The organism is Streptomyces sp. NPDC054841, assembly GCF_053611045.1.
Genome location: NZ_JBSGZO010000483.1, coordinates 1 through 6,216 on the forward strand (window position 1 = coordinate 1; position 6,216 = coordinate 6,216).

The 6,216-nt window shown below is 72.8% G+C and carries 2 protein-coding genes and 1 pseudogene; 2 read left to right on the forward strand and 1 reads right to left on the reverse strand.

The window, feature by feature from the left end:
- Positions 1 to 2,892: pseudogene (locus tag ACWGI8_RS37240) on the forward strand (hypothetical protein); the annotation flags it as partial.
- A gap of 36 nt (positions 2,893 to 2,928) precedes the next feature.
- On the opposite strand, the gene ACWGI8_RS37245 reads toward ACWGI8_RS37240, so the two are convergent.
- Positions 2,929 to 3,345: a hypothetical protein gene (locus ACWGI8_RS37245; protein ID WP_453667863.1), complete on the reverse strand. Its 417-nt coding sequence runs from the start codon at positions 3,343 to 3,345 to the stop codon at positions 2,929 to 2,931.
- 481 nt (positions 3,346 to 3,826) lie between these two features.
- Here ACWGI8_RS37245 and ACWGI8_RS37250 point away from each other — a divergent pair.
- Positions 3,827 to 6,216 (forward strand): sensor histidine kinase (locus tag ACWGI8_RS37250; RefSeq protein WP_453667864.1); only part of this gene is annotated, 2,390 nt, incomplete at its 3' end.

The window sequence follows — 6,216 nt, forward strand, 5'->3', positions numbered from 1 at the left end:
GCCGACGAACTGCGCGAACTGCTCGACCAGGGAGTCGCCGCCGCGGAGCGGCAGCTGTTCGATCTGCGGACCGCCGCCGCCGACGACGCCCGCATTCTTGGAGCGCTCGGTGACGGCGGACTGCTGCCGCCGGGGCCCGATGTGCTGGCCACCGTCGAGTTCCTCGGCGAGCACGGCATTCCCGCGCTGCCCGGGTGGCGTTACCTCGCGCAGGCCGTCGATCCCGCCGATCACGCCGCCGTCCTGGCCGCGCGGCCGGAGCTGGTCGACGGCGTCGTGATCACCGACCCCGTCTCGTACGCGAGGGCACGCGAGGCGCTGGCCGGGGCCGCGCTGCTGCCGCGTTCCGCAGTGGCCGTCGGCACCGCCGCCGCGCTCCTCGCGCCGGTACCCGGCCCGGGCGCCGGGGGCGAGGGCAGCTCGTCCGACGTGTTCCTCGTCCCGCCGAACCCGGCCATGCACGACGAGCACGCCGCCGACGAGGAACGGCAGGCGCTCCGTGCCAGGGCGGCCGCGCGGGACGAGGAGATCAGGACCCTGGCGGCCCGGCTGGCGGGCGACCGTGCGCTCGCCGCCCGCATCGGGTCGTGGCGCGCCGACTGCCCGCCCGGCATGCTCGCCGAGCTCGCCGAGGCCGCGCGCACCGCCAAGGAGGCCGTCGAAGCCGCGGAGGAGGCGCTCGCCGAGGCCCGCACCGCTCGCGCGGAAGCGGACGATGCCGCCGGCGATGCCGCCCGCGTACGCGACGAGCGGCAGGACACCGCCCAGCGCGCCCGCCGGGCGGCGGACGCGCTCGCCGGGCTCGCGTTCCGGCTCCGGGAGCGGGCCGGCTGGCAGGCGAAGCTCCGTGAACTGGCCGACGACGCCGCCGAATCGGAGGCCCGGGCGACAACCTGTCTGGAGCGGGCGCGGGCCGCCGACGAGGACCGCCGCGCCGCCCAGCGCGCCGCGGACGACGCCCGTCGCACCGCACGCGCGCTCCGGGCCGAGCGCGCCGAGATCGCCGGCGCGCCCGAACAACTGCCGGAGCCGGACGCCGAAGGCCCCGACGTACCGCGCGCCGCACTGCCCGCCCTGCGTGAGGCGTACCGGGCAGCCTCCCAGCTGTACGAGAAGGTCGGCGTCGGCGCGGATCTGCGCGCCGAACAGGCCCGCGCCGAGAGCGACGAGAGCGCCGCCCTGGGCGAGCTCGACCGGCTCACCAACAAGGTCCGCACCCGAGCCGCCCAGCTGCTGGAGGGCACCGACGGCGCCGACGGACCGTCCCGGCAGGCCGCGGCCGCCCGCGCCGAGTCACTCGTCCAGATGCTGGAGTCCCGCGCCTCCGAGGCGAGCGAGAAGCTCGGCCGGCTGCGCGGCGAGGCGGAGCGCCTGGCACCCGTGGACGGTGAGGCGCACACCGAACTGCCCGACGAGCTCGTCCCCGTGGACGCCGAGCAGGCCCAGACCCTGCTGCGTACGGCCACCGCCGAACTCGCCGCCCGCTCCGAGGCGCTGGACACCGCCCGCGCCACCCACGCCGAGCTGCTGCGCGCCCATCGCGGCGCCGAGGACGCCGCGGGCGGCTTCGACGAGACCGCTGCGCTCCTGCGCGACCTGCTCCGGGACCACGCGGAGGACGAGCAGGAGACACCCGAGCCCTACCCGGGCACGCTGGAGGAGGCCCGGCACTCCGCGGCCGAGGCCCGCCGCTCGCTGCGCGGCTGCGCGTCCGACCTGTCCGCCGCCGAATCGGCCGTGCGTGAGGCGAGCGACGTGCTCGTACGCCACGCCAACTCCACCCGCTACGAGGCGGTACGCACCCCCGCGCGCCAGCAGATCCGTGAGCTCCCCGCGGCCGCTCTGCCCGAGCACGCGGCGAAGTGGGCCGAGGCCTTCGCGCCCAGGCTGCGAGTCCTCACCGACGAGCTCGCCCAGCTGGAGCGCAACCGTGACTCCATCGTGGACCGGCTCCGCGGACTCGTGGAGTCCGCGCTCACCACGCTCCGCTCGGCACAGCGGCTCTCCCGGCTTCCCGAGGGCCTCGGCGAATGGTCCGGCCAGGAGTTCCTCCGCATCCGCTTCGAGGAGCCGGACCAGGCGAGCCTCGCCGAACGGCTCGGCGAAGTCATCGACGAGGCGACCCGCGCCGCCGTGAAGAAGAACTCCGATCTGCGCCGGGACGGCATGTCACTACTGCTGCGCGGCGTGCAGGCGGCGCTCCAGCCGAAGGGCGTCGCCGTCGAGATCCTGAAGCCGGACGCGGTGCTGCGTGCCGAGCGCGTCCCGGTCGGGCAGATGGGCGACGTCTTCTCCGGCGGCCAGTTGCTCACCGCCGCCATCGCGCTGTACTGCACCATGGCGGCCCTGCGCAGCAACGACCGCGGCCGGGACAAGCACCGGCACGCCGGCACGCTGTTCCTCGACAATCCCATCGGCCGGGCCAACGCGACGTATCTGCTGGAGCTGCAGCGCGCGGTCTCGGACGCCCTCGGGGTCCAGCTCCTGTACACCACAGGGCTGTTCGACACGACCGCCCTCGCCGAGTTCCCACTGGTCATCAGGCTGCGCAACGACGCGGACCTGCGGGCGGGACTGAAGTACATCAGCGTCGAGGAGCATCTGCGTCCCGGCCTGCCCCAGCAGCGCACCGACGGCGAGACCGTGCACGGAGAGATCACCGCGACCCGGATGTTCAAGCGAGGCGCGGACCAGCCGTCATCCGCCGCCGGACCCACGTCCGCGGACCGGCCGTCATCCGCCGCCGGGCCCACGTCCGCGGACCGGCCGTCATCCGCCGCCGCATCCACGTCCGCGGACCAGCCGGCATCCACCGCCGAGCCGGACCCGGCCGGGCAGCCGGTGCTTCCGGCGCAGAGCGCACCGCGCTCGGACGACGTCACGGCCCTCTAGGGGCCTGTCCCCAGCTCCGCCCCGGGGCACGGGACTTCAGGCTTCGGACAGCCTGCCGCCCGTGCCCCGCCTCCGTGTCCGCGCGGCCTCGCGGGCCGCGGCGCGGGCCGTCCGCCGGGCACGCCGCCGCTCGCGCCGGAGCTGCCGCGCCGTGCTGCTCGGCACCGACACCACCCCGTGCCGCTGGTTCCACACCTGGCGGGTCACCCAGACGTCCAGCACCGCCCAGGTCGCCAGCACTGTGCTGCCCACGCTGCTCAGCACCATCGGGAACGCAAGCCAGGACCCCGTCACCGAGCAGAAGAAGGCCACCATCGCCTGAATCAGCGTCACCGCCGTCACGATCACGGCACGCACGGCCGCCGTGCGCACCGGATCCGGCATCCGCCGCCGCGCCACCGGGTCCTCCACCCAGATCCGCCGCGGCATACCCGTCTCGTCCGCCGTCCCCATGGTCTGCGCTCACTCCCCACCGCTGTCCGACTGCAGGGTGGCTGCCCGGCTTTGGCCCGTTTACGCCGACGGGCCGGGTCTCACCCTGCCCCCGCAACTCCTGGCTCCCCGTAGAGAAGGACGAACGGCCTGCACGGGAGATTCCCGCGGAACGAAGAATTCCAGCCATACGTTTGCCAACCGAATGTGAAGTCCTGGCAGGTGTCCTGAGCCACAGTGCGGAGTTCCAACTCCCCGAATACCAGGACAACTCATGATCAACGTAATCGGCTGCGGCTGAAAATCGTCCCGGACGTGCCTTCGAGTTGTCACCGCGTCAGTAGTAGGCTCGCGCCGTTGTTGACGCAGGATGCAAGAAGCGACACGCAGGCACCACGGAAACACCGCATCACGCAACACCGCACCACGAAGACATCGCACGAATACACAAGTCGTCGGACATCACCACCCGCGCCCGACGCGGGTCGAGCTGGGGGAGGCCATGCGCTTTCGCGGGAAGTCGATCCGCAGGAAGATCGTGGCGTTGTTGCTTGTGCCGCTCGTGTCCCTCACCGCGCTCTGGGGCTTCGCGACGGCGCTCACCGGCCGTGAGGCCATGCAGCTGCTGGACGTCGGGTACATCGTCGAGAAGGTCGGTTATCCCCTCGAGGACACCGTCCGTGTCATCCAGAAGGAACGCCACCAGACCCTCGTCTATCTGGCCGATCCACGCGCCTCCGACGCCCTGCCCACACTGCGCCGCCAACGGGCCCTCACCGACAGGGCCGTGGCCGAAATCCGCGCCAACGCGCAGGACTCAGGCCTCCGTGACGCCGTGCACCCCGATGTCGCACGCCGGCTCGATCTGCTCGTCGACGCACTCGACGGACTCGGTTCGCTGCGCCGCAACGTCGAGCAGAGCGCCATCACCCGCGCTCAGGCACTCGAGTTCTACAACCGGCTCGTCGACCCCTGCTACGGCTTCCTCACCTCCCTTCATGTCCTGGAGAGCGTGGAGCTGGAGAAGCAGGGCCGCGCCCTCGTCGGTGTGGCACGCGCCCGTGAGCTGCTCTCCCGCGAGGACGCGCTCGTGACCTCGGCGCTGATCACGCGCCACGTCACCGCCGAGGAGATACGCGCGATCTCCGATCTCGCCGCCAACCGCAAGCTCCTGTACGAGATCAGCCTCGAGGTACTGCCCCCGTCCGAGCGCGAGATCCTCGAACAGTACTGGCGCAGCCCCGACACCCAGCCGCTGCGCGAGGCCGAGGAGAAGCTGATCGCGGCCGGCGCCACCAAGAAGCCGCGCGTCGTCGACGTCGAGCGCTGGGAGCAACTGGCCACTCCGGTTCTGGAGAATCTCGCCAAGCTGTCCACCGAGGCGGGCAACCGCTACCAGGACCGCGTCGAGCCCGCCGCGTACGGCGTCCTCGTCAAGGCAGGAATCGCCGGTGTCCTCGGCTTCCTCGCCCTCCTGGTCTCCATCGTCGTGTCCGTACGCATCGGCCGCGATCTGGCCCGTGCGCTCTCCCGGCTGCGCAAGGAGGCCCACGAGGTCTCCGGGGTCCGTCTGCCCAGCGTGATGCGCAGGCTCGCAGCGGGTGAGCACGTCGACGTTCACACCGAGGCGCCGCACCTCGAGTACGAGAAGGACGAGATCGGCCAGGTCGGTCAGGCACTCAACACCCTCCAGCGGGCCGCTGTCGAAGCCGCCGTCAAGCAGGCCGACATGCGCCGCGGCGTCTCCGAGGTCTTCGTCAACCTCGCCCGCCGCAACCAGGTGCTGCTCCACCGGCAGCTCACCCTCCTCGACACGATGGAGCGCCGGACGGAGGACACCGAGGAGCTCGCGGACCTGTTCCGCCTGGACCACCTCACGACACGCATGCGCCGCCACGCCGAGGGTCTGGTGATCCTCTCCGGCGCAGCCCCCTCCCGCCAGTGGCGCAAGCCGATCCAGCTGATGGACGTCGTGCGCGCCGCGGTCGCCGAGGTCGAGGACTACGAACGCATCGAGGTACGGCGGCTGCCCCGCATCGGTGTGGGCGGCCCCGCCGTCGCCGACCTCACCCACCTCATCGCCGAACTGCTGGAGAACGCCACGGTGTTCTCGCCCCCGCACACCGCCGTCCAGGTGCACGGCGAGCGGGTCGCGAACGGCTTCACGCTGGAGATCCACGACCGGGGCCTCGGGATGACCCCCGACGCGCTGCTCGACGCGAACCTCCGGCTCGCCGAGACCCCCGAGTTCGAGCTCTCCGACACCGACCGGCTCGGCCTGTTCGTGGTCAGCCGGCTCGCGCAGCGGCAGAACGTCCGTGTCTCGCTGACGCCTTCGCCGTACGGAGGGACCACCGCGGTCGTCTTCATCCCGGCTGCGCTGCTCACCGACGCCCCCGAGACCGAGGGCACCGGCTTCCGGCTCGACCGCAAGACCACCAGGGGCGACCGGGATGCCGGCAGGCGCCGCTCCGACGGCGGCAGGCTCGCGGCGCTCTCCCAGGTGCCCACCGGACTGACCGGCCCTTCGGTGCTCGACGGCCCGGTCGAACTGGAAGCGCCCGTCGGCACGCTGGGCCCGGGGGACCGTCCCGCTCTCGACGCCATCGATCCGACGGGCCCGACGGACGCGATCGACACGGTCGAACCGATCAACACCGCCGCGGACATCGAGGACACCGAGAGCGAGCGCGGCGGGCTGTTCCGCGCCCGGGACTTCCTGCGCACGCCCGCGGACGAGCAGCATCAGCAGGCCTCCGACCAGGTACCGGAGCGGCCGCGGAGCGGCTCGCGCCCGGTGGGAGCGGGGCCGATCCCGCTGCCTCGCCGCAAGCCGCCGACGCTCGTCGCCGACCGTGGGCGCCGACTGGACGAAGCCGGCCGCTCCCACCC